Source organism: Ruegeria sp. CDSC085 (assembly GCF_059610465.1).
In genome coordinates this window covers 62936-88708 of record NZ_JBXWNR010000014.1, presented here as the reverse complement: position 1 = coordinate 88708, position 25773 = coordinate 62936, and the positions used below count along the sequence as shown (strand labels likewise).

Below are 25773 nucleotides of genomic sequence, written 5' to 3'. Positions count from 1 at the left end.
GGAGTAGGGTAGTAATGATTAGGGCCAGAGGGTCGGTCATGCACAACTGGCTGTAGTGAATCGCACCAGCACCATAGTGTCATACATCCGGACCCGATGGTTACATACGACTAGCATCAGTGATTACACAGCACGAAGGGAGAAACACATGCCGAAGTTCACCAAAAGAACACCTGTTCATGGGGTTGCTGCACTCGTAATCTGCTGTTTCGCAACGGCGGCACAGGCGCAATCGGCAGGCGAGGAGATGTCGTTTTTCATCACTAGTGTGGGCAAGGGGGACGGTGCCAATCTAGGCGGCCTCGAAGGCGCCGATGCCCATTGTAGTACACTCGCTTCCGCGGCCGGTTCTTCCAAAACATTTGCGGCCTATCTGAGCACTTCAATGTCCATTGATCGCAGCACCGACCCGATGACGATCACCAATGGCATTTCTGCACGCGACCGGATCGGATCGGGCCCCTGGCACAATGCCAATGGAGAGCTCATCGCCAACAATGTTGAAGAACTGCACCGCGACAGCGTGAACATTAGTCTACAGACAGCGCTCGACGAAAACGGTAACCCCGTCAATGGGCGTGGTAGCCAGCCGAACAAACATGACATTCTGACCGGCTCCGATTCCGCAGGTTACTTCTCTACGGCAGGCGGTGACACAACATGCAGTAACTGGACTTCGAACAGCGAGGATGGATCTGCGATTGTCGGGCATCATGACCGTATCGGTCTCAACGATGCCCGAAACATGGTGTCCTGGAACTCATCGCATGGCTCGCGCGGTTGCGGAGAGGAACATCTGCCACGTTCAGGCGGGGCAGGTCTGTTTTATTGCTTCGCAACGGACTAATCGGGCAGCATTGGTACGCGTGACGCCCGCATTGAACCTGACATTACCAAGTCAGTCTGGGGGATCGCGTTTTGGAAGCGGTTTTTGGGCGGAAAAAGTCTAAATGCCGCTTCGTTGCGAGTTTACTAAATTGCAATGCTTGGGTGAGAAGGTTCAGTTTGGGCTGCTTCAAGTCACTTATGTGCAAGTCAGCGAAAGGCGCATCCGAGGAGGATACTGGACATTGCAATGTTTGGCCCGTTCCCGAAAGTCGACATTGCCGTGGGCGACACTGAACCCAAAGGTGTCCATGTTGCATTGTGAATTAGCGGCAGCGACAAATCAGGGTGCAGTCGTCAACGTTGTGAGGAGCGCATCGAATTGACCCTGCGACGTGCTAATGTCAAGCGGCGAACGTAGCCATACTGCGATCGTGGAAACTGTTATGTTTATTGGCCGCTTTGATTGCATAGTCAGGCGATGGTCACCGTCCCGAATTGGTTTTCGCGATACTGCAAAGCAGATCAACATGTTTGTCCAACCACTCTTCGTCCAGTGCCTCGTGACGTATGAGCTTGCGGAAATAAGGTGCCGCGACTGCTAGTTCTATGAGTTGGTCGACCGGAACGTCGGCGGTGATCTCATCGCGGTCTCTTGCGGCTGCAAATACTGCTTCAACACTCGCGAACCTGTCTTTCATGAATTCTGTTATCACTAACCTTGCTTCTTCGTCGGTGGACGCAGCAGCGACCACCTGAGGCGCGATTTGGCCCCACGGTGTGTCATTCAAGGCTCCCATCAGTACACCGAGTAACCAGCGCAGGTCAGATCGTAGCGGGCCATCGGTTTTGGGCGGTATGTTTGGCGGTGTTGCGATGCGCCTGAATGCTGCATCACGCAGACTGCGCGCATCTGGCCAGTGCCTGTAAAGTGTACTGCGCGAAATGCCCGTTGCCTTTGAAACTGCGCCATGAGTTACGTGCAGCACGCCTTCATACATCAGTATCTTTTGCGCAGCATCAAGCGCAGTCTGTCGTGTGGCGATCAGCCTGGGATCTTCTTTCAATCACTCCTCCTATAGAACATTTTGTTGCATAGTAGAACATTTTGTCCTAAAAGTATGGTCGGCCAAAACCTAAATCCCAAAACTCAATTCCACAAACACGTCTTGTTAAAATGGGAGCGTATCAATGTTCAAAGTGGCAGCAACCCCGCTGGCGGTACTCTTATCGATGGGTGCGACAACCGCATTGTCCGAGAGCGGCACTTACGAGCTAGATCCTGGACACAGCCAGGTATTGTTCAGCTACGACCACATCGGGTTCTCAGAAACATTTGGAATGTTCTCAGGCTTTAGCGGCGAGATAGAGTTCAACGAAGATGATCCGTCTGCGTCGTCTGTCACAGTGTCTATGCCTGTAAAATCCATGATCACGGGCTGGGATGCCCGTTTGCAACACTTCATGTCCGATGACTTTTTCAGCGCGAGTGACGGTGACGTGGTCACATTCGCCTCAACCAGCGTTGAAGTGACCGGGGACAATAGCGCGAATATTTCCGGCGACCTGACCATGAATGGCGTCACCAAATCTGTTGTTTTGGAAACAACGCTTAACAAGTCAGCGCCATACCCTTTTGGCGAAAAGGAGGGCACACCGACCTTGGGGCTGGCAGCAACGGCGACTATCGTGCGGTCTGAATTCGGACTTGGGGCCTTTGCACCGGCGGTGAGCGACGAGATAGAGCTCTTGATCAATATTGAAGCGTTAAAAGCTGAATGATGCGTGCAGGGGCACCGATACGGCGCTGAGCACTCAATCTTAAATTTTGGCGGATGGTCAACACGATGAATGTACACCTGAGAACATTGGCGGTTGCTGTGACGGTAGTGACATTGATGTGCTCGATGGCGTCCGCGCAAGAGCGCTCCTTGCCGGAGCGCATCTCGCCCCGTCCCGAAACGACAAGCGGCGTGCCGCACACTCAGATCGGTGTCGAAATTAAGGCCGATTTGGCCCAGCTATTGCTGGAGCGAGTTGCGCAATTCCCAGGGGTCACACTTGGCCCAACCCGCATATCATTACCTGGCGCGATTGGCTTTCAGCTTGATCCCGACATGTTGTTATCCCAACCGAACTCTATCGTCGGTGGGTTTGAGTTTGCGCATATGCATCCTGATGGCAGCTTGCACGCCTCGCTCGACCCAGCAATGGCGCGAAGGGCAATTGAGGCTGGCTGGGCCGTAGCTCACCCTTGGGCCAAGCAACGTTCAGGGTGGAGCGGCTTCGTCATGATCTATACTCCGACGACACCAGAAGAGCTGGATGTCGTCATCAATCTGTTAGAAAGTTCTTACACTTTCATAACCGGCAACACCTTGGGCTAAATGCCAACCTGCTGACTAATGCGCAGGTCAGTCAAAATTCAGTTTTACCGGAATTTCAGATGATACATTTACCACCGCTCTAGACGGGCCGGATCCAGAGATGTGGCGCAACTTCAATGGATGCAACTAGGATCGTTTGCTTTGACACATCCTCGTAACTTGTCAAAACCACGTGCCCCCAGTAGGTATTTGGTATGTTTCGCCTGGTCCTGTCGATACTTCTTGTTGTTGCATTCTCTGGCGCATCTGTGGCGTCCGTGAAGCATGGCTTGAACCATGGACCGGATCATTCTGGCCATCATGCTCAAATGGCGGACGACGATCCGTTGGCTGATGCCGAGAAAGCTGCTGCGGATTGTTGCGACACCACTAACGGCATGGGTTCAACATCCTGTTTTGGTGATCTAGTCGCCACGGCGGGGATTTCGCCTATTGCTCCATCGGTGATCTCAGTGGGTGGTGTGACGCACGCTGGAGCCGATTTTTCGGGCCTCGCACTGGGCGTCCCCACCGGTCCTCCGAAAGCCTGAACGGCAATGGGCGCTCGCCCGCAATCCGTTCAAATTTCACATCAAAGGACCGACAGACATGATCACACGTCGTCAATTCACCACAATGTCTGCTACTGCTCTCATCGCGACAGCTCTCCCCGTCCGAGCAGGCACCCCAATGCACGTGCTCAGCTCACCAGGTTGCGGATGTTGTCACGCATGGGCCGACTTGGCACGTGCACGCGGCTACGCCGTCACAATGGAGGAACTGACCGACCCCGAGGCACAGAAGTCAGCGCGGGGTATCCCGCTCAATCTTGCATCCTGTCATACCATCGAAGCCGATGGTTATGTCTTTGAAGGCCATGTGCCGTTCGAAGCTCTGGAAACCGTGTTGAAGGATCGACCTGACATCACAGGGCTAGCTGTTCCTGGCATGCCAATGGGCTCTCCTGGTATGGGCGACGATCCGTCGGCCCGCTACGACGTCGTTGCATTTGGGGGAGAGGCTGGGACCGGAACGGTGTACTACCGCGCGGGCACAGCTCAGCCGTTCGACACCTGATGGTAGGGCGCACAACACTCTTGGTTACCGGTGGGCTTGCGCTCGCCGGTTTCACAGTAGCGTTCGTTCCGGCCCAAGCCTCTGAAGCGGTCGGTCTTTTAACACCTGATGACGCGGAAGTTGTGGCCATTGGCCAAGATATTTACGCGGACCAATGTGCTGCCTGCCACGGTGAGGACCTTGAAGGACAGCCAAACTGGCGGAAACGCGGCGAGGATGGTTTGCTTCCAGCACCGCCGCATGACGCCACAGGGCATACGTGGCACCACGATGATGAAACGCTCTTCACCTTGACCAAATTTGGCCTGGCCGGACTGATGGAAAATGCGCCCCCAACCGGTATGCCGGTCTATGAAGGTGTGCTCGGCGATGACGAAATCATAGCGGTCCTTTCTTATATCAAGTCAACCTGGCCCAATGACCTTCGTGAGTACCACGATGAGCTGAATGCCCAATCCGAATAGAGGAAAACTCAGATGATCAAACAAACTCTTATCGGCTTGGTCGTAGCAATGGCTCCAATACTTGCGGCCGCGCATTCCAAGTCCGAAGAAACGACGCCGGCTGACGGCGCGACTGTCATGGACGTGCCGGAGCTTTCCATGCGGTTCGATGATCCGATGCGCATCATCTCGGTCACGCTGACCTCACCAGATGGCGACGTCGAAATTGAACGCGAAACGGGTATGGACCCCGCTACAGAATTCCGGGCTGTGCCGTTGGAAGAGCTCACACCGGGAAGCTACCGCTTCGACTGGCGCGGTATGGCTTCCGACGGTCACCCGATGCAGGGCAGCTTCTCTTTCACAGTCGCTAAATGACTGGACTGACCCCCATTGACGGTGTTGTCGTCTTGGCCATTTTGGCGAAAGTACTTGGCTACGGATCGGTGTTGCTAGCGATGGGTGGCGTCCTGTTCGCGGTCCTCTTTGCCAAGCGCGCTGAAGAGTCTGTTTTACGCCTTGCGCGGCACCTCGCGGTCGGAGCTGCGATTGTCGGTTTGGCCGTGCTTGCTTTACGTTTTGGCATCAGAGCAGCGCGGATATCCGGGATGGGCTTTGAGGGCGCGACGGACCCAATGATGCTTGGCTTTGTTTGGGATAGTCCGCTTGGCACCGCCGCGATTTGGCGAGGGGTGGGTGAACTCGCGATATTGGCAATCCTGCTCCCCCGCGTAGGGCAGTGGGTCGCTTTGGTGGGTTGCCTCGCCATTGCGATTTCATTTGCCCAGGTGGGGCACTCGCTCGGAGAGCCTAGAGAGGCTCTCGCCGTCTTTCTGGTTCTTCATCTGCTGGCTGCCGCGTTTTGGGTCGGTGCTCTCCTGCCCTTGCGCAAAGCAGCGCTCACTCCCACTGGGGCCGATCTATTGCACCACTTTGGCAGTGTCGCTGCTTATGGAGTTGCCGTCCTGATTGTTGCGGGCGCAGCGCTCGCGTGGTTGCTTTCGGGCTCCGTAGCCGCCTTGTTTGGGACGGCATATGGATTGGGGCTTTTGATCAAGTTCGTGATCGTTTCTGCCCTTCTTGGCCTCGCGGCGCTGAACAAGCTGAGATTTGTTCCGGCTCTCAGGACTGAGAAGCGTGGTGCGGAAATTGCTCTCCGGTGGTCGATTTCGATGGAGATGATGGCTGTTGTCCTGATCCTGCTTGCAACGGCGACGCTAACCAGTGTGACGACACCTCCCATCAATCTCTAACGGCATCAGGCTCAAAGCCGGAACTGAAAACTGTGTTACGAATGTCCGCATAGGGCTGACCGCGGTGCTTTGGAGCAAAATGCGGATGACTGCAAAGTCCCGCGTTGCGGACATTCGGGGAATATCGATCAATGTCAGCTGTGCGGGACGAAGCGGACCTTGATGGTCACAGACTGAACGTCGGCATCTGGCATTGTTGCGCGTGATCTTCCTACAGGGCAATTTGAAACTGGCAGTCCGTTTCGAGCAAACTCACAATGCCGGACAATATTTTTATTCTATCTTCTTCTTTCCGACAAGAATTGCATGTTCCCGCTCTATGACCTTTTCCCAATCGCCTCGCGCTTTCAGACCGGTCGAGGAGTCTCCCATCAGCGAAGTGACCATCAGTCTTCCGCGCGCTTTCGCTTCTTCTTTCGAAAACCCGGCCTGTTCAAACATCCAGGCGGCGAACTGGAATCGTTTGCCGATTGTTCTTTGATACGATTCTTTAACCTTCTCATCGGTATTCGCCCACACTGAGACAGCGTGATCTGGCAACGCGGCGTCCTCTTCAATGACCTTTTTCATGAGAAGAAGAATGCGGTCTTCCGGGGGGCCGCCAAATGCCTTGGCCTTTGTAATCACTTTGTCAGTCAGCTCCTGCTCCCAATATCTGAGAACCTCATCCAAAAGCTCACGGACGTTCTTGAAATGCCAATAAAAGCTACCGCTTGTCAGGTTCAGACGTTTTGCCATTGGAACGACCTTTATCGCGGAAACGCCGCCCTCATTGAGTACTTTGTAGGCCAGCAATATCCAGTCTTCTTTGGTCGCGGCGTTTTTGGGTGAGTTCCGAGTTATAGGTTCTGACATTCAGATTACAGCATTCTTCATTTGACATAGAGCAGTCTATGGACCTACCGTAGAGATGTCTATGGTGAACGAGGGGTTCACGAATTCGTGGTCTCTTAACAGGCTTCGCTTTGAAGGGGGGATCAATGAATAACTTAATGAAAACCGCAGCCGGCACATTGATGGCCTTAGGCATGACACTGGCTGGCACAGCCACGGCGCAAAACGCCTTGCCGACCGGTCGGAGTGCCACTGAAATCGAAAACGGTGTTTATCCCGCGTCATACTTTCCCAACACTGAAATCCTCGGCGAGGATGAGATGCGTATCACTGCACTGGGTACGGGGATGCCAAATCAAACCAAGGCGGCCGTTTCCATTTCGTTTTATGTGGAACTTGGGAATGGGGACGTCTTTCTGTTTGACGTGGGAACGGGCGCAACGGGAAACCTGTTCTCGTTGCGACCAGATTTTGCAAAGATCGATAAGGTCTTTTTCAGCCATTTACATGTTGACCACGTTGGAGACTTCATGGGGCTGCATGTCGGGGGTTGGCTTTCGGGCAGATATACCCCGCTCCGCATCTTCGGCCCGTCCGGATCAGAAGACGAACTGGGCACCAAAGCCTATGTTGATGGCATGTCTAAAGCCTATGCTTGGGATTTGGCCACACGTACGGGGGCGCTGCCGGATGATGGCGCTAAGCTTGAAGTCACTGAATTCGACTACATGCAGGAAAACGAGATCGTTTATCAGGAAAACGACGTAACTATCCGGTCCTGGCCTGCGATCCACAGCTTAGATGGCTCGGTGAGTTATTCTCTGGAATGGAATGGACTGAAATTCGTTTTTGGCGGAGATACTTACCCAAACAAATGGTATGTAGAATATGCCAAAGGGGCGGACATCGCTTCTCACGAGGCGTTTCTACCACCTGACGCTTTGGCCCCGTATTTTGGCTGGGACATGAAACAGGCGACCTATGTAGCGACGCGCGTTCATACCGAACCTGCGGCCTTTGGCAAAGTGATGTCTGCGGTCGAACCGCGTATGGCCCTTGGGTATCATTCTGTTCTATCACCCGAAAATTATCAGGCGATTTTGGAAGGCGTCCGTTCGACTTACGATGGGCCTCTGACGCTGGCGCGAGATCTACAGGTGATCAACGTAACCAAAGACCAGATCGTTGTTCGGGAAGCCAGTGTTGACGACTATGCGCTACCACCAGCTGTAAGCGATGAGTACATCAATGCCCCGCGTTCAAAAGAAAAAGAGCCTTCTGAAAAGGTTCAAGCCGGCAAATGGGATGGTTACACGCCACCGCCAATGCCGGAAAATTAACGTTCAGGGGTGAACAAAATTCCAATTTGGCGGTATCTGTGCCGACTATTCCTGATGATGAGCGTGATGGCCTCGGGTGCACAGGCCGTTTCAGCAGATGTCGTTTTGACAAACGGTTCGGAAGTCGCTCCCAATATTGCTGTCCTTCATGTCAAAGATGATGGGGTTTACGTCGACCTTGAGATCTATGTCAAAGATATTCCGTTGTTTGCGGATATGTTGCCAATCGCTTGGTCATCAGATTTCGTCAGGGGTGAGCCGGAGGCTGAACAAGATACCAATCAAGGTTATGTGCAAGCCGAAAGCCGGGCGCTGTCGATTGTTGGAGGCGACGAACGGGCCCTAAACGCTGATATCAGAAAAGTGGAATACCGAACGCGCATAGACCGGGCCTCGCCGCTTGCAGGTCAACGCGATCCGTTCTCGGGTCAAATTGTTCCCAGCCCACCAACAGATCCGCGTGTTTTGTTCGTCGAAGTGTTCTTTCCGTTTCAAAATTCAGCTCTCAAGGAACTGACTATTAGGCCTCCATCGCGGGATGGCGAACCACTGGCGACAATCGGGATGCAGGTTTTTGACCGAGGGGTTCCGGTCACGGATTTCAGTTTCTTGGCAAAGCCGGCAGAGTTAAAGATTCACTGGCCTGATCCGTGGGAAACCCGATTTTCCGCAGAAAGCCTGAATCGAAAAGCGCAGGACGGGACATCCACGTTTCTTTACATCGAACCTCGTGAAGTTCGGCATGAAACACTGATCCGCTTGCGTGAACTGGCGCCTTGGATTGGTGAAGCTTTCGAAGTGGGGCAAACGCTTTCGCCACAGCGTAGCGCCTTGATCGTAAACCAGGCGGCGTCCTTCTTGGCGTCTCGTAACCCTGTGTCAATTGATGGCAAATTAGTGCAACCGTCAAACGCTACAGCAAAACTTCTGGAGCTCACATCACAGGGTTTTCAGGTTGTCGAGCCTGGAAAGCAAGTGTCCGTGAACAATGCGTTTATCGGAGCTATCCTGTCTTTCTCATCGGCAGACCTTCCCGATCAGGTGACGGTCACATGGGATATGTTTGACGAGGAAATTTCCCGCGTTGCGACCATTTCAAACGATATCGCCGGGCCATTCTTTGGAGCTGTGACACCAGCAGATCCTCAGTTTCATTGGCAGAACCACTTGCTCCAATACGAAAGAGCATCTGTTACTCAGATTCCAGTTGAGCAACAGACACGGCAGAACCCGGCAATGGCTTTGATCTCCGGGATGATCAGTGCCGCCTCACTTGGTTTTTTCCTGCTGTGCAAGGGCAAAGTTGCAAAGCGTGTCAGTTGCTTAACCATGATTGCCGCTGCTTCGGCAACCCTGGCATTTTCGGGATATTTGCCGGAATTACCGTGGAATAAGCCCGAGCCCCCTGAGCCGCAGGTTGCGGAAGATATACTGCGCTCAATGGTCGAGAACTTGAGCACGGTGACTCTGGAAGTTTCGCCGGCCGCAAGAAAGTCAGAGCTGGCACACATTGCAACGGCAGCATCTCTGGGTGACATCGCAACAGAGGTTGAACGTGGTCTCGCGATCCGAACGCCAGGAGGCAGTCTTGCTATGGTTACTGATATCAGCGACCTGAAATTGGAGCGCGTTGACCCGACCCTCAAACCGGGTGGGTTTAGCACTCTGGCCAAATGGACAGTGAAAGCCCAAGGCGGTCATTGGGGGCACGCCCACATACGCGCCGTTACGTTTAGGGTGCTGGCCGAGGTCATACCTGAGTCAGGGCGATGGAAGCTAGATGGATTAACTGTAATCGAGGCTCGCGATCCAAATGCATAAGTGTTTAAGACCTAAGATTTTTGCTTTCGGCGCTTTGTTTGTCGGTGTGTTTTTGTCACTGACACTGTCGGCCTCGGCGCATTTTTTGCTAAACCTCAACGTTCGAATTTCGCATGTCGAGCATTCCGAAGACGGTCTACGTATCTACATGCGCACGCCCATGCCCTATCTGGTTGCAGATAAGGTCGGTGATCAGAATGGTGACGCCTTGCCGAAAGCTGCACCATTCACGACCAATGCCATGAGCGACGGTCAGTTGGTCCACTTTGTCGACTTGCAGGCTGTCATGAGCGATCCCAATGGGCTGGGGCAACTCGCCGAAGGTGGACTACATCTGTTGGTCGACAATCAGCGCTTAAGAGGAACAGTTAAGTCTGTTCGCTTGCATCGCGTTGGAAATGAGCCTGGATTTGCAACTTTGGCCGAAGCTCAACAGGCTCTAGACACCGAAACGGTCTTGGCGCCACCGCTTTATGTAGGTGACACGATTGTTGATCTCGCCCTGTATTATGACACAATCGGCCCGGTGCAATCGTACAGCATTGCTAACGTGCTAGACCCCGGCTTGCCGGATCAGGACCAAACGGCAAACCTTATTCTCGACTACGCGTCAGACACACCTCAGATTTTCCGATCTCGGGGTCTGATGACTGAACCATTGGTGATTCAGAAGAAGGGGTATGGAGGATTCCTCAGTTTCGTCTGGGAAGGCATACGACATATCCTCGAAGGGTTGGATCATGTTTTGTTTGTCGTGTGTTTGGTCATTGGAGCGCAGACCCTCAGGGCGCTGTTGCTGCGTGCAACCGGTTTTACCGTTGGGCATAGCGTGACCCTGTCGCTGGGGTTTTTCGGGTTTGTGCCATCGGGCGCGTGGTTTGTTCCTGCCGTCGAAACCGGGATCGCGCTTTCTATCATATTTGCAGCCGTCGCAGCGTTTATGAGTTTTAAGGACAATGCGCGCTCTGAAGTCACGATGGTGCTTCTGACAACGCTGATTGGCCTCTTGCACGGGCTTGGGTTTAGCTTTGTGTTGCACAAGATCTTGCAGGTCACATCTCCAAACATCTGGCAAAGCCTGCTTGCATTTAATCTTGGCGTCGAGCTCGGCCAAGTTGCCATTATTCTTGCACTTTGGCCTGCCTTGATAATGTGTCGGCGCGTAAACTCCAGCTTGTGGATGTCCCTACGAGTAGGCTTAGCCGGTGGATGTGCGGCTATCGCCTGCTTTTGGACCTTTCAGCGAGTTGCCGAGGTTTATTCCACGTTGGCTTAAGGTCCTTGCGATGGCGCGTGCGGTGATGGTCGCCTGGGAGAAAAGCGGATTTTCGGCTTTTCCGCAGCATAAGGCAGATTGGGCTCGAAGCAGTCGTTTGCTGCACTTTGCGCGAGCGTCTGTTATTTACGTCTTACCGGTCGTTCTGTCATACTCGAACCTGAGGCTTTAAAGCGCCAGATTCTATGATCAGTGTGGTATATTTAGTGGTATGGGTATTATGGATAATTTTTTTATTAAAGTTTAACAAATAATTACGAAAAATATATAGTTGCTCCTCGGTCCGCCACTGGTTTCCTGTTGAACGTCACACGAACCTGACCCAACCGTCGCAGTTGGACTAGAAAAGCAGTGAACGTTCGACATCAGAAGGCGCCCCCAACGTTGGACATCAGTTGAATTTGATCTTTGCGTCATTCAGCTAACACGCCGCCTCCATTTCATGCTCCCGCAGATAGTTTGGTTTGATCTGACTTCCGTTTCGGAAAATCAGAGCTGATTTGTAGGTCAGACAGCGAAGCTGCCTGTTCCTGCTAATCTGCCACGTGGCGAACGCGGGAGGGGGCGAGGCAACGCTATTCGATGGGGGTGGTGCGGCCCGCAGGCACAGCGCATAGCGATCGTTGACGATTCCATACAAGATCAAATGGCGTGGGCAGATGTGGTGAAAAAGAACGAAGATCGCCACGACCTCACAGAGGAAGATCACAGAGAGATTTGCTCCGACCTTTAACGCAGTGCGCGCTTCTGCAAGGCGCTTCTCGATGACAGGTATGACGGGCGCGTCGACAGGCAACTTACCGAGGTTTGGAATTGAAAACTCAGCGTCAAGGAAGCTGCTCTCGGTCGGTGCTGCTCTTGGCTCGCGCCGGTTTCGACGCTCAGTTTCTGGCAAAACGGAATTACACCATCGAATGCTACTACTTTAAAGCAACGTTCTGGCCACGAGCTTGAAACCCTAGCTGATGGGTCCCTAAAAGTTCAGAGGGCGGGAATCCAAATTCTCTCCGGAAGGCTCGGTTGAAGTTAGCGGCATCAAAAAAACCCAATCGCTCTGCGACATCGCTGACCGCACCTTTACGTGGCCTCGTGGATCGGAGGCCATGGAAAGTCCGATGCAATCGCCTTTTGGTGACATATGCCTCGACACCACCATCTTCTTTGAACACCCGGAACAAGGAAGTTCGCGAAATCGCGAACTCCTCCATCAAACTACGCGCGGAAAGATCAGCTGAAAGGTTTTCTTCAATGTACCTGTCGATGGCCAAGCGCCGCGCCCGTGCAAGGTTTTGCCGGTCGGCATGTTTTCGGTTCGATAGCATGAGATCGCGAACGAGAGAGCACTGATTGTCTACCATCTGAACTCCGTCAGCCACAGATGCATACGGCAATCTCCGCGAGACGTCATGCATTGCGGTATTCACGACTCTCCCGACCGGGTCTCCAACAGCCAGAATAGTTGTCTCTGTTTGCCGACTGGGGTCGAACCCAATACACTCGAATGGCAAAAAGAAATCGATAGCGGACACTGCAATATTTGGAATGCCGCATTCCCCGCCAATTCCCAGAGTGGTCACCTTTTCGTGAGGTTTCGGTTGACCCGAGTGATCCCCGAACCCTACGCAATTGAGCTGTACCACCTCCTCACGCCGGTGACGGGCCGGGTCACTACGATATCCATGACCGGACGCATATCCTTCATTTACCGTGATGTCGCCAAAGCGGCAGAACCGCCCCTCTAACGTAAAGCTTTCAAGCCCATCTGGTATAGATAAGTCGACAAGGCCGCGTGTTGCGTCAGCTGCAAAATCCACGATCTCTTCCTTAGAACGCCCACGGGTTTCGAATATTGGAATGAGATCGAACTTTGACGTGTTCGTCAGAATATCCTTGCCGCTCATCGTGAACTGCCCATGTCTCTCGCCACGCTGCTCTTTCGGAGTTTACCCCGAAGGCACAGCATCCTACCCTCTTGCCTACAAGAAAGATTGTATAAATCTGGCAGCGGTTTGCCAGCAAAACAATAAGCAAACTATTCCTGATTAAACCTTCGCACTCAAAACAGAACTGGCCCCAACTGAAAAGCGAGTTGTTCGTTTCTCACCCCCGGCGCAGTCCAAAAACCTATGTGGGCATGTTGAGAATGGTGCATTTTGGTACCCTGAGACAACGACCGGTCCTGTGCAGTGTGCTAACCATAGATTCAGCCTCCGACGTCTATTAAACTGTCTTTTAAAAACAGCATGGTCAAAACACACTCCCCATTCAAATTCCAACAGTTTTCGGTTTCCAGGACCAGCGCTACGAAAGCTATTGCGATAGCGTTTTCCGTTGGGCTGACGTTATTCGGTGGCGCTGCGGCTGCTCAAAACAGTGACACCGCCGCGCAAATTGCCAAGGACCTTGCCAATCCTTTCGCGGATCTGATCGTGCTGCCTTTGATCCTGGAGTATACGCCCGACATCGGATCTGATGACGGGTACAGAACCTCTCTCAGTTTTCAGCCGATATTCCCTTTCGAGCTGAATTCCAATCTCACCCTAACAATCCGAACAATCATACCACTCATACAGCAGAAGAACATTGTTGGGTCGTCCGGCAGTCAGTTTGGATTGGGCGATATCGAGCAGGGTTTCTTTCTTGCGCCCAACGCAAAGCAAACGCGATTTGGTGATCTGTCCCTGGGGGCTGGGCTGCAAGTGACCTGGCCAGCCAGCACAGATGCTCTGCTCGGAGAAGGAACCATGGCGCTTGGCCCAACAGCCGCCGCCCTCGTGCAAAAGAATGGTTGGACCTATGGCGGTCTGATCACGCAGCAATGGGGGGTCTGGGAAACGCGGGACAATGTTCCGGATGTGAATACAACATTCTTGGAACCGTTTGTGGCCTACACCAGCGCGTCGCAATGGACTTTTCAAACGTTCGCCGAGAGCGAGTATGACTGGACTGCAGGCGAGTGGTGGGTTCCTGTGACAGCTGAAGTCGGCAAGCTGGTGGAGTTCGGTCGGGTTCCGGTTCAGATAATGGGCGGCGTCACCTATTGGGCTGATAGCCCCCCCGGTGGGCCGGACGGCTTAGCATTTCGGATGGATGTGTCGATCGTGATTCCAAAGGGTTTGAAAAAGTAACAAATGCGATTCCTCGAGGAGTATCGGAATTCACGAACCTAAGAATGTGGGTGCTCGCCATATATCAAGAGCACCTGATGGATTGTTTGGAGATTCAGCATGTTAAATCCCATTGCCGATAATCTGTGGGTTGTGGATGGAGATTGCGTTACTTTTTTGGGCTTTGCTTATCCAACCCGGTCAGTTGTTATCCGATTGAACAACGGCGATATCTGGGTCTGGTCCCCAATTCAGTACAGTGAAGAATTGGCACGCGATGTCGAAGAGCTAGGGCCAGTCTCCCATTTGGTCAGCCCTTGCCCAATCCACCATCTATTCATTGCGGACTGGAAACAGCGGTTCCCAAAGGCCAAAATCTGGGGGCCCCTCTCAACCCAGAAAAAGCGCACGGATCTGAGTTTTGAACCAGCGCTGACAGACAGCGCGCCCAGCGACTGGGCTGATGAAATTGAACAGTTTCATGTAACGGGGTCGCGGGCAAACGATGAAATTCTGTTCCTGCACCACAAATCCAAAACGTTGATTATGGCTGATTTTTCTGAAAATTTTTCCGAAGAGTTTCTCAAGGCACATTGGCGCCCTTGGCAGCGCTGGATTGCCCGTCATTGGGGTGTCATAAAAGGTAAAGGCTACGCTCCACTGGACTGGCGCATAACTTTCACGAAGCGCGCAAAACTCAAAGATCTGAAAGCGACCTTACTCTCCCGCCCGATCGATAATGTCGTTATGGCACATGGCGAGTATCAGGTTTCAAACGGACAAGCCTACCTTAAACAGTGTCTTGCCTGGATCTGAGTTGAGGAGAACTGCTGCACAGGCAAATGGTTTTCAGCATGAGCTGCAGCTACGCCCGCGTAAGTCTGGTTTATTGCGCAACTAGAGAATTCAAGAAAGTGAACTCGCTGCGCCGTAGGCAAAGGGCTAGTTTTCCCACCACTTGGCAGCGCCGAGAACCACGCAAATGCAGCAATTTTCGTGCTGCGAGCGCGCGCGGCTAGATAACCAAATTCACAGGATGGGTAGAGCCCGGTCACGAGCTGAAGGCTCGGGATTTGGCCAGACCACTGCCGACATTCGAGATCCGGATCGACGACTTCTGCTAAGCGGGACTTCACGGCCATTCGGTTGTTGACGCCGAATGTCCGCTACTCAAAAAAGACCCAACGCTTGGTCGGGTCAGTTGGTGACGACGGGGATCGCCACTCCGTAATCTGTCGGTTAAGGTGTTTCCAAATACGCCTCATTCGACTTTTTGGGGTTTGCGCCTGGCAAAGCGGGAAAAGAGCCGACCGTCGGTTACAGCAAAGCCCAGAGCAATGATCGCAAACCCGACCCAAGCCTCCGGCTCCATCTTTTCACCAAGGAATGCAACGCCCAGGCCAATAGCGAACGGTGGGATCAGCAGGGTAACCAATAGAAGGTTGGCGGCACCGGCGCGCGCAAGGATTGCGAAATATAGCACATAGGCCAGCGCTGTGGATAGTGCCGCCATCCCTAGGAGTGCTGCCCATACGCCAGTTGAAAGAGCAAAGCTTGGCGGGCCATCCATCAAAAGAACAACCGGGATCATCAGCACAGTGCTGCCGATCAGCATACCAAGCGCATTCACGAGTGGTGGTTGGCCCGAAAGGGCAGTTCGGCCCCAGACACCGGCAAAAGCATATGAGAGCGTCGCCCCAAGGATAGCCAGCTGTGCCAGATTGCTCGGATTGAACTCGGTCAATGCACTTGGCCCCATAATGAAGGCCACCCCTAAAATACCAAGTGCTGCACCTGCTATCTTCTTCGGAGTCAACGGCTCGTCCTTAAGAAACAAGCCAGCCACGACCGCAGCAAACATTGCTGTTGTTGCATTGAGGATTGAGGCCAGCCCGCTTTCGATTTGTGTTTGCCCCCAGAAAATCAGCGAGAATGGGATTGCGTTGTTGAGTGCTCCCATAACTAGGTAAGAACCCCATATCCGGGGGGCACACGGTATACTCAACCCTTTGAATTTGACGATGATTGCAAGTATTGGAACCGCCCAAATAACCCTGTGCAGCGTAATTGTCAGCGGAGGCACCTCGGTTAGTGCAACTTCGCCGAAGAAAAACGACCCGCCCCAAACAGCAGCGAGCAGAAGCAGCATGACGCTGGCTTTAAAGTCCATTGCTGGCACGGGTTGGTTTGTCATGTCTTCTGGTTCCGTCACTACCGCTTTACCTATTGGATTAGCTTACGCGAACCTGACACCGCGACCCGTTTCTTGCGGAAAAGCGAGAAACGGTCGTCCGTTCGCCACGCAGCATTTGTCAAAAATGGGCTCAGTTGAGACCTTAGCCGCAGCGTCGACAAATGACCGCTCTTCGTGGTGGGTCAGAAATGCTTGACGTTTGGGTCAGAAATGAATGACGTGAACGGCCGATTTATTGAGGTTTTGGTGGCTGATTGAGTCAAAGATCAGTGACGTTCCACATTTCCTGTTGAACGTCACACAAACCTGACCCAACCGTCACAGTTGGACCAGAAAAGCAGTGAACGTTCGACATCAGAAGGCGTCCCCAGCGATGGACATCAGTTGAATTTGACCTATGCGTCATCAACTAACACGCCGCTGCTATTTCAGACTCCCGCAGACAGTTTCGTTTGATCTGACTTCCCTTTTGGAAAATCAGGGCTGATTTGCAGATCAGACAGCGAAGCTGCCTGTTCCTGCTGATCTGTCACGTGGCGAACGCGGGAGTGCGGGCTGCCAGACAAGGTCGGTCGAGAGACACCAATCTGTCTAAAGTCAGCTTCAAAAGCTTATTGGAAGGTTTGATGTATATTTGTGGATGTTTCGATAAGCGCTTGTTCGATGGTTGCTCTTTGCCGTGCAAATCGCGTCGTTGGCACTGGAATTGAGATCGCGTGCAGGTCTCCGACCCAGTCGACGAAAGAAAACCCGATCGCCGACACGCCGGCAGAATGCTCGTCCAAATCATAGGCAAGGCCCTGTTCGCGGACCGTATTCAGTTCGGAAAGGAACTCATCCAGATTCCTTTGGATACCATTCCGTTCCCACTCGTTTTGAATGAGCTTTGTCGCATCTCCTTCATCGAGTTGAGCGAGACAGGCTTTCCCATTTGCAGTGGTGGTCAGCGGAAAAACCTCACCTACTTGTGAAACGGTCGTTAATCTATAGACACCTGGGACCTGATCTAAGAAAACCATGCCGATACCGCGCATCACAGCGAGGTCTGTGGTTTCCCCGGTTTTTTGGGTTAATTCCGTCAAAAGCAGTCGGCAGTGTTCGACGATGCTGTACTGCGCGGCGCCTGCGAGAGCACTTAGTTCGGGGCCGAGCCTCAAGCCACCTCCATTTGCATCTGCTATGACAAGTTTTTCTTCAGCAAGTGCGCTTGTGATTCTCTGTACCGTAGAGCGGGGCAGGTCAACGCGCTCGGCGATTTTCCCCAAGCTCATTCCGGATTGGTTTTCTTTCAGGACACGCAAAATCGAGGCCGCTCTGGAAATGACTTGAATGCCACCTTTATCCGCTTTTTCAGACATTTAACCTACCTCATCCTGTCTTGGCATCGTAGCTCTAGATGCCTGGCGATTTTTTAGTGTTGTATCACAATGCGGTGCAAGTCAACCGTATAGTGAGTTTTTAGTTGACCATAATGCGGTGCGTATGCATCATCATACGGGACAGGTGGGGAAGCCACCCAGATAATTGAAAAGCGAACACCGCCGCGTTGTCGGCGAACAGAGGAGATATGCCCAATGGTCGAAATCCGTGGCATTGAGTTTCAGGCAAACACCGACAACGACATGGGGCTCGAGTTCTATAACCTGAGCCACAGATACGGGTTTCAGTGTCCCAACTGGCCGTATTTCAAGGACGTTCAGATCGACCGAAAGCACTATATGGCCAAGTCGGGGGTTCTGTCGCAGACGATCACGACGACGATGCACGTGACCACGCATATTGATGCACCTGCACATGTCGTTCAGGGAACACCGTTCATCGATGAGGTGCCTCTGCCACATTTCTTTGGCTCGGGCCTCGTGGTTTCCGTGCCCAAAAAGAAATGGGAGAAGATTACCGGAGATGATCTGGAGAAAGCCTGTGGGCATGTGATCCGCAAGGGTGACGTGCTGATCATCAATACCGGTTGGCACAAGCAATATGAGGATGGCGATTATTTCGCGTATTGCCCAGGTCTCGTTCCTTCCGCTGCGGAGTGGATGATCGAAAAAGGTGTGAAAGTTGTTGGCCACGATACGCAGGCGAACGATCACCCGCTGGCCACGGCCATTGGTCCGCAGCGAAATGGTCCGATCATGCCTCATCTCGAAAAAGAGTATATTGAGTGGTCTGGCGGGACACCGTGGGAAGTTGATTTCCCCGAGTGGGAGCCTGTGCACAACATGCTGTTCTCCAAAGGTATCCTGGGCATCGAAAATGTCGGGGGTGATCTGGACGCGGTAACAGGAAAGCGCTGTACCTTTGCGTTTTTCCCTTGGAACTGGGACCGCGGCGATGGCTGCATCATCCGCTTGGTGGCGATGATCGACAAAACCCAATCCTACCGCATCGAGGCTGGCGAAGAATTCTGAACACTCACGGACCGGTCGCCGGTTCGCCAGTGGCCGCCCTTTACCCTACGCGGAGACGGAAATGCACCTGAAACGGTTTCAAGACGCCTTACCCTACGAAGCACCGAACCATTTTGGGTGTCATGGGCTTCGTCTGCAGGGATTTGAGGAAGGCGGGCCGACAAACCAGTGGATTGGCTTCAGCCAGTTTCTGCCGGGTGGTGGCGCAGGCCCCGACTCTACACCTTTTGAGAAAGTCTACGTCGTTCTGGAAGGCGAAATGACTGTCATCGTTGATGGCACCGAAACCACTCTTGGACACATGGACAGCTGTACGATCGCACCCGGCGAAGTGCGCAAAATTGAAAACCGCGCCAACCACACCTGCAAAATGCTGGTGGTCATTCCGTATCCGCCAGAAAACTAAGGACGAAAAGAATGTCTGATCCACTCAAGATGTTTGACGTAGAAGACAACGTCGCACTGATCACCGGAGCATCCGGCGCGTTTGGCATGGTTGCTGCGCGCGTTCTGGCTGGTGCTGGGTGCAATCTGGTTCTGGCTGCGGGCAATCAAGAAGCGCTCGACGAGATTGCCAAAGAGTGCGAGGCGCTTGGTGCGACCGTCGTCGCAAAAAATGCGCGCCCGACTGATGAAGCGTCATGTGAGGCATTGGTCGACGAAGCCGTCAACAACTATGGTAAGCTCGACATTCTCGTTGTCGCGTCTGGTATGAACAAAGTTGCGCCGATCAACGAAATGGCACCGGAAACCTTTGACGCAGTGATGGACGCCAACGTGAACCAGAGCTGGTTGTTGGCGCGCGCGGCGGCGGCGCACATGAAGCAAAGTGAATACGGAAAGATCATTTTCGTAAGTTCCGCGCGCAGCATCTTGGGCCACCCTGCCGGCTACACAGCGTATTGCGCGTCAAAGGCTGCTGTGAACGGGATAACCAAAGCCTTGGGATGTGAGCTGGGTCCAACTGGGATCACCGTCAACGCGATCGCGCCGACGGTATTCCGTTCGCCTTTGACTGCTTGGATGTTCGAGGAAACCGACGAAGCGAAGGCAGTGCGCGATGGCTTCCTGACCCGTGTTCCAAAGGGGCGGCTGGGTGAGCCGGAAGATCTGGCCGGACCCCTGCTTTTTCTCGCCTCACGCGCCTCTGATTTTTACACCGGGCATATCCTTCATGCCGACGGCGGATATACGGCGGGATAAAGAATGGTGCGCAAGAAGCAGCAAATAGCGGTAATTGGCGCGGGTCTGATGGGGCACGGTATCGCCCTGACCTTGGCAAAAGCAGGTCAATATGTCGCCATCACAGATCCTTTTGAGGAGGCACGAGCCAACGTGCCTGACCGCATCCGCGCCAGCATGGCCGCGATGGGGGACGACGAGGCCACAATCACAAATACCCTCAAGATGATTGAAATCTTTGCGACGACGGAAGGTGCGATTCAAAATGCCGATGCTGTTTTTGAAGCGGCGCCGGAAAAGTTGGAGCTCAAGCAAGCGATCTTTGCTGAGATCGAGGCGCACGCACCAGAGACCTGCATACTCGCGTCCAATACCTCGGTCATGCCTATCACTCAGATCATGTCTGAATTGCGACTGAAAAGCCGTGCGTTGGGAACGCATTGGTGGAACCCGCCGCACATGATTCCGTTGGTCGAAGTCATCAAGACGGAATGGACAGACCCCGAGATAGCACGGACAATGTTCGATCTGCTGAAGGACGCTGGAAAAACTCCGGTTATGGTCGAGAAGGACGTGCCCGGCTTTATCGGCAATCGCCTTCAACATGCGCTGTGGCGCGAAGCGGTCAGTCTGGTGGAAAACGGTATTTGCGACGCGGAAGCTGTTGATACTGTGATCAAGTCCAGCTTTGGGCGGCGATTGGCGGTCCTTGGTCCGTTGGAAAACGCGGATTTGGTGGGTACTGACCTGACACTCGATATCCACGAAAACGTACTGCACGATCTCGAAGCGCATAAGGGACCTTCATCCTACCTGAAGTCGCTCGTTGAAGCGGGCAAGCTAGGCATGAAATCCGGCGAAGGTTTCAGGAAATGGGCCGAGGGCGAGGCGGATCAGGTTCGCCACCGCGTCGCGAAACACCTGAAAAATCTCGAGAAGACTTTGTAAGATCAATCAAACACTGGCGGGAGGCCGGTGAAGGGAGGACGCAATGACAAGGACTTTCAAAACGGCCACTAGGCGCAGTTTTATTGCCGGTGCTACGGCGGCAATCGCCGCGCCGGCCATTCTTCGGGCGACGCGCGCCTACGCCGCAAACCCAACGCTGCGGGTCGGCAACGTTAGCCCTCGCACCGGACCGCTTGCTGGTTTCGCTGAGGCCGACGAGTACGTGCTTCAAGCCATACAGCAGGTCTTTTCGGCCGGGTTGGACAACAATGGAAAGACCTAGAATGTCGAGATCATCTCAAAAGACAGCCAGTCCAACCCGAACCGAGCAGCAGAGGTTGCAGCTGACCTGATCCTGGGCGATGAGGTCGATATCATCGTTGCGGCTTCAACACCGGACACGGTGAACCCTGTCGCCGATCAGGCAGAGATCAATGAAGTTCCCTGCATCACTACCGACTGTCCGTGGCAGCCTTACTTCTTTGGCCGCAACGGTGTTCCGGGTGAGGGGTTTGAAACGACCTATCACTTTTTCTGGGGTTTGGAGGATGTGATCGCCGCCTTTCTCGATATGTGGGACAAAACCGGCGTGACCAAGACTGTGGGTGGTCTTTTCCCCAACGATGCTGACGGCAATGCTTGGGGCGATGCGGAACTTGGTCTGCCAAAGCCGCTCGCCGCCGCCGGATACACGCTGACCGATCCCGGTCGCTATCAGCCTCTGTCCGATGACTTCTCAAATCAGATCGCAGCGTTCAAGGCTGCTGGCTGCGAAATCGTCACTGGCAACATGATCCCGCCGGACTTTGCGACGTTCTGGAGCCAAGCGGCCCAGCAAGGGTTTAACCCGAAGGTCGTCACAATTGGCAAGGCACTTCTGTTCCCATCTGTCATTGAATCGCTGGGCGACCGTGGTGACGGGTTGTCGACCGAGGTCTGGTGGTCTCCGCACCATCCTTTCTCGTCCTCACTCACGGGCATTTCTTCGAAAGACCTTGCTGAGGGTTATACGGCAGAGTCGGGCCGACCTTGGACCCAACCCCTTGGCTTTAAACATGCCCTGTTTGAGGTCGTCGCAGACGTCATCAAACGAGCGGATGATCTGGAAGACCCGTCTGCGATCATTTCGGCAATCACGTCCACCAACCTGAACACAATTGTCGGGCCGGTGAACTGGGGTGATGGGCCAATGAACAACGTCACCAAAACTCCGCTGGTCGGTGGCCAGTGGCAGAAGTCCGGAGACGCCTATGAGTTGCAGATTGTTGCAAACAGCACCGCGCCCGAAGTTCCGGTGACGGCAGATATGAAACTGCTGGGCTAACCAGACATTCGGCGCCGATCTTGGCGCCGAACCCTCCATCCGAGAGAAGCATGACGACAATCTTGAGACTCCAAGACCTGAGCAAGGCATTTGGCGCAGTAACTGTCGCCGATGCACTGAGCTATGAGGTTCAGCAAGGCGAGGCACTCGGGGTAATAGGCCCCAACGGCGCCGGCAAAACCTCGATGTTCAACTTGATCACGGGGACGCTCAAATCCAATTCCGGGGTGATAGAATTCAGTGGGCAGAACGTCACCAAATGGAGCGCGGCAAAGCGCAGCCATGCAGGCATCGCGCGTTCTTTTCAGGTCCCGCAGCCGTTTTCGGGCATGACTGTTTTCGAAAACGCGATGATCGCCGCCACGCAATCAGCTGGCATGCATGGACACCAGGCCGAAAACTTTTGTCTGGAGGTTCTGGACCAAACAGAACTGCTGCCCAAGGCAAACGTTCTTGCTGGTAGCCTGACTTTGCTGGAGCGTAAACGCCTGGAACTAACACGTGCGCTTTGCGCCAAGCCCAAACTGCTGTTGCTGGATGAGATTGCCGGTGGTTTGACCGAAGCCGAGTGCAAATCACTGGTCCAGACCATCAAAGACATCCACGCCTCTGGCGTCACCATCATCTGGATCGAACATGTTGTGCACGCCCTGCTGGCCGTTGTCGACCGCCTGATCGTCATCGATTTCGGAAGGAAGATCGCCGAGGGCGAACCACAGGCAATCATGGAAAGCGCTGAAGTCAAAGAAATCTATCTGGGGATCGAAGCCGATGCCTGATCCAATTCTGCAGACACGTGGGTTGAACGCGCACTATGGCGACTTCCAAGCACTGTACGATGTCGAATTGGAGGTTGGCGAAGGTGAAGTTCTTGCCATTATCGGTGCGAACGGTGCAGGCAAGACGACCCTGATGCGGTCTATCACCGGGTTGCTGACAAACGGCCAGGATCAAATTCACTACCGGGGTCAGGATATCAGTCGACTTCGCGCGGACCAGGTTGCTGAACGTGGACTGGCGATGGTGCCAGAGGGTCGACAGCTATTCCCCTCTTTGTCTGTCAAAGAAAACCTGATGATCGGCGCCCAAGTTGGTCGCGCAGGCCCTTGGGATCTGAAAGCAGTATATGATCTATTCCCGATCCTTGAAGAGCGCAAAGATCAGGCCTCGACATCGCTTTCGGGCGGTCAACAGCAGATGGTCGCAATCGGGCGCGCACTGATGGCTAATCCAGATCTCATCTTGTTCGACGAAATCAGCCTCGGGCTCGCGCCGATCATCATCAAAGACATCTACGAAGCGCTGCCCGGCATCATCGGCGAGGGCATGAGTGCGATCATCGTCGAACAGGACGTCACCAAGGCACTGTCGGTCTCAAGCCGGGTCTACTGCCTGCAGGAGGGGCGCGTTTCGCTGGAAAGCGCGTCCGACACCGTTTCGCGCGAAGACATTTCGCGCGCGTATTTCGGGATCGAATAATATGGAATGGCTGAACGCTATCGTGCAGGGAACTTTGCTGGGTGGGCTATACGCGTTGTTTGCTGCGGGTCTGTCGTTGATCTTTGGAGTCATGCGGCTCGTCAATATCGCCCATGGCGATCTGATTGTGTTGGCCGCTTACCTTGGCCTGACCGTCACAACCGCAACGGGGATGCATCCGGTGGCGGCGCTGGTGATCGTCGTACCCGCCATGGCGTTTATCGGGTACGCCCTTCAACGGGGCCTGCTGAACCAAACTCTGGGCGATGATATTCTTCCACCCCTGCTTGTGACCTTCGGCCTAAGCGTGATCATCCAGAACGGGTTGCTGGAGGTCTACACCGCAGACCCCCAAACATTGAATGCCGGTGCGCTGGAAACAGCAAGCGTTGCCGTGGGCGGTGTGGCACTCGGAATCTTACCGCTTCTCACCTTCGGTATAGCCGTCGCCGTGATCTGGGGGCTGCAATGGACCTTCTATCATACCGCTCTGGGGCGCGCGTTCCGAGCGGTTTCTGACAATCAAGACATCGCACAGCTCATGGGTCTCAATCGTCGGCATATCTTTGGCCTGGCAATGGCGCTGGCCCTCGGCGTGACGGCAATCGCCGGTATCCTGCTTGGTATTCGGACAAGCTTTGATCCTTCCATTGGCGGGGGGCGCCTGATCTTTGGCTTTGAGGCCGTTATCATCGGTGGGCTAGGCAACCTTTGGGGTACGTTGATTGGCGGCGTTATCCTTGGCGTTGCGCAAACCATCGGAGCCAAGATTGATCCGGGCTGGCAGCTGCTTGCCGGTCATATTGCTTTCCTTGTTATTCTTGCCGTTCGTCCGAACGGCCTCTTCCCGAGGATTTCCGGATGAACCTACAGGACTGCTCTGTTTCTCGATCGTCAAAAGCAGCCCGTGTTGCCGCGATCCTAACCGCAATTGCTCTGCTTGTATTGATTGCAGCGCCCTGGTGGGCAGGCCGCGCTGACATGCGCCTGATGGGAGAGCTGTTTCTCTACCTGTCCCTCGCCACTCTTTGGAACCTCATGGCGGGTTATGCCGGTCTCGTCTCTGTTGGTCAGCAAGCCTATGTGGGCTTTGGCGGCTATATGCTCTTTGCGCTTACGATGCTTGGCGGTTTGCACCCACTGGTTGCTATCGCAGCTGCAGGAGTGCTGGGGGCTTTGATCTCAATCCCGGTTGCAGTTTTGATCTTCAGGCTTCGGGGCGCTTATTTTGCCATAGGCACCTGGGTCATCGCCGAAGTCTTTCGACTTAGCTTCGCGCAAATCTCAGCGCTTGGCGGAGGATCAGGATCTTCGCTGCCCGTCGCCATCGTTAAATCACTGGCGTCCGGGCGCGCGATGCGTGAGGCGCTGAGCTATTGGCTGGCGCTCGGGGCCGCTGTTCTGGTGGTGACAGCCGTGTATCTCTTCCTACGCTCGCGGAAAGGGTTGGCGCTGACGGCAATTCGCGACAACGAACTCGCAGCCGGCAGCTTGGGTATTGATATTTGGCGCACAAAATTCATCGTTTATGTTGTCACCTCAGCGTTTACGGCAATGATCGGTGCGCTCATCTTCCTGCAAAAGCTACGCATCTCGCCGGATGCGGCGTTCAGCGTCAATGACTGGACCGCCTTTGTCATATTCATCGTGGTGATCGGCGGCATCGGCACCATCGAAGGGCCGATTATCGGTACGCTGGTTTTCTTCGCCCTACGCGAAACGTTGGCCGACCTGGGAACAACCTACCTGATCGTACTCGGCGTGGTTGCGATTGTCGTCATGCTCAAGGCACCGAAAGGCATCTGGGGCGTGATCCGCAGCCGTTATGATCTGCAACTTTTTCCGCTGGGCTATCGCGTCAAGCACATCGGACAATCCAAGGAAAACTGAACT

At 53.9% G+C, this 25773-nt stretch carries 28 protein-coding genes; 23 read left to right on the top strand and 5 right to left on the bottom strand.

Annotated elements, in window-relative coordinates; all coding sequences use genetic code 11:
* Positions 1 to 148 precede the first annotated feature (148 nt).
* A complete protein-coding gene (locus AC2FJB_RS17635; RefSeq protein ID WP_299898940.1) occupies positions 149 to 847 on the top strand; it encodes a hypothetical protein in 699 nt (232 codons plus the stop codon).
* 463 nt (positions 848 to 1310) lie between these two features.
* Here AC2FJB_RS17635 and AC2FJB_RS17630 read toward each other — a convergent pair whose 3' ends face one another.
* Positions 1311 to 1892 carry a TetR-like C-terminal domain-containing protein gene (locus tag AC2FJB_RS17630; RefSeq protein WP_496720430.1) on the bottom strand — a complete coding sequence of 194 codons (582 nt, stop codon included), beginning with the start codon at positions 1890 to 1892 and terminating at the stop codon, positions 1311 to 1313.
* Positions 1893 to 2016: 124 nt separating this feature from the next.
* On the opposite strand from AC2FJB_RS17630, the gene AC2FJB_RS17625 reads away from it, so the two are divergent.
* From AC2FJB_RS17625 to AC2FJB_RS17595, 7 genes are all read left to right on the top strand, one after another.
* Entirely contained in the window at positions 2017 to 2607 is a 591-nt protein-coding gene (locus AC2FJB_RS17625; protein WP_496720432.1) for a YceI family protein, read from the top strand.
* A 65-nt stretch (positions 2608 to 2672) separates the two neighbouring features.
* Positions 2673 to 3212, top strand: coding sequence for a luciferase domain-containing protein (locus AC2FJB_RS17620; RefSeq protein WP_496720434.1), 540 nt, complete (start codon positions 2673 to 2675; stop codon positions 3210 to 3212).
* Between the two features lie 194 nt (positions 3213 to 3406).
* Positions 3407 to 3742, top strand: coding sequence for a hypothetical protein (locus AC2FJB_RS17615; protein WP_496720436.1), 336 nt, complete (start codon positions 3407 to 3409; stop codon positions 3740 to 3742).
* A 190-nt stretch (positions 3743 to 3932) separates the two neighbouring features.
* Positions 3933 to 4268, top strand: a complete 336-nt coding sequence (locus AC2FJB_RS17610; protein WP_299898930.1) for a DUF411 domain-containing protein — start codon at positions 3933 to 3935, stop codon at positions 4266 to 4268.
* Entirely contained in the window at positions 4268 to 4732 is a 465-nt protein-coding gene (locus AC2FJB_RS17605; RefSeq protein WP_299898928.1) for a c-type cytochrome, read from the top strand. Before AC2FJB_RS17610 ends, AC2FJB_RS17605 begins: the two co-directional genes overlap by 1 nt.
* Before the next feature lie 12 nt (positions 4733 to 4744).
* Positions 4745 to 5089: a copper resistance CopC family protein gene (locus AC2FJB_RS17600; RefSeq protein ID WP_299898926.1), complete on the top strand. Its 345-nt coding sequence runs from the start codon at positions 4745 to 4747 to the stop codon at positions 5087 to 5089.
* A complete protein-coding gene (locus tag AC2FJB_RS17595) occupies positions 5086 to 5964 on the top strand; it encodes a CopD family protein (protein ID WP_496720439.1) in 879 nt (292 codons plus the stop codon). The genes AC2FJB_RS17600 and AC2FJB_RS17595 overlap by 4 nt, the downstream gene beginning before the upstream one ends.
* A gap of 273 nt (positions 5965 to 6237) precedes the next feature.
* Here AC2FJB_RS17595 and AC2FJB_RS17590 read toward each other — a convergent pair whose 3' ends face one another.
* Positions 6238 to 6759 carry a TetR/AcrR family transcriptional regulator gene (locus AC2FJB_RS17590; RefSeq protein WP_496720441.1) on the bottom strand — a complete coding sequence of 174 codons (522 nt, stop codon included), beginning with the start codon at positions 6757 to 6759 and terminating at the stop codon, positions 6238 to 6240.
* A 197-nt stretch (positions 6760 to 6956) separates the two neighbouring features.
* Here AC2FJB_RS17590 and gntH point away from each other — a divergent pair, with 197 nt between their 5' ends.
* The 3 genes from gntH to AC2FJB_RS17575 all read left to right on the top strand — a co-directional run bounded on the left by gntH (position 6957) and on the right by AC2FJB_RS17575 (position 11235).
* Complete coding sequence (gene gntH, locus AC2FJB_RS17585; protein ID WP_496818763.1) at positions 6957 to 8138, top strand: guanitoxin biosynthesis MBL fold metallo-hydrolase GntH; 1182 nt, start codon at positions 6957 to 6959, stop codon at positions 8136 to 8138.
* 564 nt (positions 8139 to 8702) lie between these two features.
* The gene (locus tag AC2FJB_RS17580) at positions 8703 to 9959 is read left to right on the top strand and encodes a hypothetical protein (protein ID WP_496720445.1); all 1257 of its coding nucleotides are present in this window, start codon (positions 8703 to 8705) and stop codon (positions 9957 to 9959) included.
* 52 nt (positions 9960 to 10011) lie between these two features.
* Entirely contained in the window at positions 10012 to 11235 is a 1224-nt protein-coding gene (locus AC2FJB_RS17575) for a HupE/UreJ family protein (RefSeq protein ID WP_496720447.1), read from the top strand.
* Between the two features lie 920 nt (positions 11236 to 12155).
* Here AC2FJB_RS17575 and AC2FJB_RS17570 read toward each other — a convergent pair.
* Positions 12156 to 13136: a helix-turn-helix domain-containing protein gene (locus AC2FJB_RS17570; RefSeq protein WP_496720449.1), complete on the bottom strand. Its 981-nt coding sequence runs from the start codon at positions 13134 to 13136 to the stop codon at positions 12156 to 12158.
* A gap of 342 nt (positions 13137 to 13478) precedes the next feature.
* Between AC2FJB_RS17570 and AC2FJB_RS17565 the strand changes: the two genes are divergently transcribed.
* Positions 13479 to 14363, top strand: a complete 885-nt coding sequence (locus tag AC2FJB_RS17565; protein WP_496720451.1) for a transporter — start codon at positions 13479 to 13481, stop codon at positions 14361 to 14363.
* A 99-nt stretch (positions 14364 to 14462) separates the two neighbouring features.
* Positions 14463 to 15158, top strand: a complete 696-nt coding sequence (locus AC2FJB_RS17560; RefSeq protein WP_496720453.1) for a DUF4336 domain-containing protein — start codon at positions 14463 to 14465, stop codon at positions 15156 to 15158.
* A 445-nt stretch (positions 15159 to 15603) separates the two neighbouring features.
* On the opposite strand, the gene AC2FJB_RS17555 is transcribed toward AC2FJB_RS17560, so the two are convergent.
* Together AC2FJB_RS17555 and AC2FJB_RS17550 are read right to left on the bottom strand one after the other, a co-directional pair.
* On the bottom strand, positions 15604 to 16536 hold the full coding sequence (locus tag AC2FJB_RS17555) for a DMT family transporter (protein WP_496720455.1): 933 nt from the start codon (positions 16534 to 16536) through the stop codon (positions 15604 to 15606).
* A 611-nt stretch (positions 16537 to 17147) separates the two neighbouring features.
* Positions 17148 to 17894, bottom strand: coding sequence for an IclR family transcriptional regulator (locus AC2FJB_RS17550; protein ID WP_170588260.1), 747 nt, complete (start codon positions 17892 to 17894; stop codon positions 17148 to 17150).
* A 216-nt stretch (positions 17895 to 18110) separates the two neighbouring features.
* Between AC2FJB_RS17550 and AC2FJB_RS17545 the strand changes: the two genes are divergently transcribed.
* From AC2FJB_RS17545 to AC2FJB_RS17500, 10 genes are all read left to right on the top strand, one after another.
* A complete protein-coding gene (locus AC2FJB_RS17545) occupies positions 18111 to 18947 on the top strand; it encodes a cyclase family protein (protein WP_496720457.1) in 837 nt (278 codons plus the stop codon).
* Between the two features lie 61 nt (positions 18948 to 19008).
* The gene (locus tag AC2FJB_RS17540; protein WP_496720459.1) at positions 19009 to 19353 is read left to right on the top strand and encodes a cupin domain-containing protein; all 345 of its coding nucleotides are present in this window, start codon (positions 19009 to 19011) and stop codon (positions 19351 to 19353) included.
* An 11-nt stretch (positions 19354 to 19364) separates the two neighbouring features.
* Positions 19365 to 20150, top strand: coding sequence for an SDR family NAD(P)-dependent oxidoreductase (locus tag AC2FJB_RS17535; RefSeq protein WP_496720460.1), 786 nt, complete (start codon positions 19365 to 19367; stop codon positions 20148 to 20150).
* 3 nt (positions 20151 to 20153) lie between these two features.
* The gene (locus tag AC2FJB_RS17530; RefSeq protein WP_496720462.1) at positions 20154 to 21077 is read left to right on the top strand and encodes a 3-hydroxyacyl-CoA dehydrogenase family protein; all 924 of its coding nucleotides are present in this window, start codon (positions 20154 to 20156) and stop codon (positions 21075 to 21077) included.
* Between the two features lie 43 nt (positions 21078 to 21120).
* A complete protein-coding gene (locus tag AC2FJB_RS17525) occupies positions 21121 to 21360 on the top strand; it encodes a hypothetical protein (RefSeq protein WP_496720464.1) in 240 nt (79 codons plus the stop codon).
* A gap of 9 nt (positions 21361 to 21369) precedes the next feature.
* Positions 21370 to 22401: an ABC transporter substrate-binding protein gene (locus AC2FJB_RS17520; protein ID WP_496818771.1), complete on the top strand. Its 1032-nt coding sequence runs from the start codon at positions 21370 to 21372 to the stop codon at positions 22399 to 22401.
* 62 nt (positions 22402 to 22463) lie between these two features.
* Positions 22464 to 23180 (top strand): ABC transporter ATP-binding protein, encoded by a 717-nt coding sequence (locus AC2FJB_RS17515; RefSeq protein WP_496720465.1) that lies wholly within the window; start codon positions 22464 to 22466, stop codon positions 23178 to 23180.
* Positions 23173 to 23880: an ABC transporter ATP-binding protein gene (locus AC2FJB_RS17510; RefSeq protein WP_496720467.1), complete on the top strand. Its 708-nt coding sequence runs from the start codon at positions 23173 to 23175 to the stop codon at positions 23878 to 23880. The genes AC2FJB_RS17515 and AC2FJB_RS17510 overlap by 8 nt, the downstream gene beginning before the upstream one ends.
* 1 nt (position 23881) lies before the next feature.
* Positions 23882 to 24745 carry a branched-chain amino acid ABC transporter permease gene (locus tag AC2FJB_RS17505; protein ID WP_496720469.1) on the top strand — a complete coding sequence of 288 codons (864 nt, stop codon included), beginning with the start codon at positions 23882 to 23884 and terminating at the stop codon, positions 24743 to 24745.
* A complete protein-coding gene (locus AC2FJB_RS17500; protein WP_496720470.1) occupies positions 24742 to 25770 on the top strand; it encodes a branched-chain amino acid ABC transporter permease in 1029 nt (342 codons plus the stop codon). Before AC2FJB_RS17505 ends, AC2FJB_RS17500 begins: the two co-directional genes overlap by 4 nt.
* The last annotated feature ends 3 nt before the right edge of the window (positions 25771 to 25773 follow it).

Bases quoted from the DNA above. Each gene is read 5' to 3' on its own strand.
- AC2FJB_RS17595 (WP_496720439.1), top strand. From the start codon at position 5,086: ATGACTGGACTGACCCCCATTGACGGTGTTGTCGTCTTGGCCATTTTG.
- AC2FJB_RS17615 (WP_496720436.1), top strand. From the start codon at position 3,407: ATGTTTCGCCTGGTCCTGTCGATACTTCTTGTTGTTGCATTCTCTGGC.
- gntH (WP_496818763.1), top strand. From the start codon at position 6,957: ATGAAAACCGCAGCCGGCACATTGATGGCCTTAGGCATGACACTGGCT.
- AC2FJB_RS17525 (WP_496720464.1), top strand. From the start codon at position 21,121: ATGACAAGGACTTTCAAAACGGCCACTAGGCGCAGTTTTATTGCCGGT.
- AC2FJB_RS17625 (WP_496720432.1), top strand. From the start codon at position 2,017: ATGTTCAAAGTGGCAGCAACCCCGCTGGCGGTACTCTTATCGATGGGT.
- AC2FJB_RS17605 (WP_299898928.1), top strand. From the start codon at position 4,268: ATGGTAGGGCGCACAACACTCTTGGTTACCGGTGGGCTTGCGCTCGCC.
- AC2FJB_RS17620 (WP_496720434.1), top strand. From the start codon at position 2,673: ATGAATGTACACCTGAGAACATTGGCGGTTGCTGTGACGGTAGTGACA.
- AC2FJB_RS17550 (WP_170588260.1), bottom strand. From the start codon at position 17,894: ATGTCTGAAAAAGCGGATAAAGGTGGCATTCAAGTCATTTCCAGAGCG.
- AC2FJB_RS17565 (WP_496720451.1), top strand. From the start codon at position 13,479: ATGGTCAAAACACACTCCCCATTCAAATTCCAACAGTTTTCGGTTTCC.
- AC2FJB_RS17560 (WP_496720453.1), top strand. From the start codon at position 14,463: ATGTTAAATCCCATTGCCGATAATCTGTGGGTTGTGGATGGAGATTGC.
- AC2FJB_RS17535 (WP_496720460.1), top strand. From the start codon at position 19,365: ATGTCTGATCCACTCAAGATGTTTGACGTAGAAGACAACGTCGCACTG.
- AC2FJB_RS17530 (WP_496720462.1), top strand. From the start codon at position 20,154: ATGGTGCGCAAGAAGCAGCAAATAGCGGTAATTGGCGCGGGTCTGATG.
- AC2FJB_RS17540 (WP_496720459.1), top strand. From the start codon at position 19,009: ATGCACCTGAAACGGTTTCAAGACGCCTTACCCTACGAAGCACCGAAC.
- AC2FJB_RS17635 (WP_299898940.1), top strand. From the start codon at position 149: ATGCCGAAGTTCACCAAAAGAACACCTGTTCATGGGGTTGCTGCACTC.
- AC2FJB_RS17505 (WP_496720469.1), top strand. From the start codon at position 23,882: ATGGAATGGCTGAACGCTATCGTGCAGGGAACTTTGCTGGGTGGGCTA.
- AC2FJB_RS17545 (WP_496720457.1), top strand. From the start codon at position 18,111: ATGGTCGAAATCCGTGGCATTGAGTTTCAGGCAAACACCGACAACGAC.
- AC2FJB_RS17555 (WP_496720455.1), bottom strand. From the start codon at position 16,536: ATGACAAACCAACCCGTGCCAGCAATGGACTTTAAAGCCAGCGTCATG.
- AC2FJB_RS17510 (WP_496720467.1), top strand. From the start codon at position 23,173: ATGCCTGATCCAATTCTGCAGACACGTGGGTTGAACGCGCACTATGGC.
- AC2FJB_RS17600 (WP_299898926.1), top strand. From the start codon at position 4,745: ATGATCAAACAAACTCTTATCGGCTTGGTCGTAGCAATGGCTCCAATA.
- AC2FJB_RS17580 (WP_496720445.1), top strand. From the start codon at position 8,703: ATGCAGGTTTTTGACCGAGGGGTTCCGGTCACGGATTTCAGTTTCTTG.
- AC2FJB_RS17570 (WP_496720449.1), bottom strand. From the start codon at position 13,136: ATGAGCGGCAAGGATATTCTGACGAACACGTCAAAGTTCGATCTCATT.
- AC2FJB_RS17500 (WP_496720470.1), top strand. From the start codon at position 24,742: ATGAACCTACAGGACTGCTCTGTTTCTCGATCGTCAAAAGCAGCCCGT.